Genomic DNA, 339 nt, shown 5'->3' with positions numbered 1-339 from the left:
CATCACGAGTCTGTCGAGCAGTACGGCATCAGGCTTTGGTTCGCTCTCAACTGGGCTGTCCGACGTCGGCACGACGGTCGCGAGCTTGTCGACGAGCACGGTTGCAGGGTTCTCGTCACTGTCGACGTCGACCGCTCAAACGGTCAGCAGCCTGTCAACCGGCGCGGCCAGTGCGATCGGTTCGTTATCGACCGGGACCGCACAGGCTGTCACGTCGCTGTCGACGGGCTTCGCCAGCAACACGGCCAACATCACGAGTCTGTCGAGCAGTACGGCATCAGGCTTTGGTTCGCTCTCAACTGGGCTGTCCGACGTCGGCACGACGGTCGCGAGCTTGTC

The 339-nt window shown here is 62.8% G+C and carries 1 protein-coding gene; it reads right to left on the bottom strand.

The features are described 5' to 3' along the window. Positions 1-135 precede the first annotated feature (135 nt). A partial coding sequence (locus HWX07_RS37230; protein WP_175879496.1) for a hypothetical protein occupies positions 136-339 on the bottom strand: 204 nt, incomplete at its 5' end.

It is taken from the genome of Burkholderia sp. BCC0097 (assembly GCF_902832985.1).
GTDB lineage: Bacteria > Pseudomonadota > Gammaproteobacteria > Burkholderiales > Burkholderiaceae > Burkholderia > Burkholderia orbicola.
The sequence above is the reverse complement of the archived record's forward strand: the minus strand, read 5'-3'. Positions and strand labels throughout refer to the sequence as shown.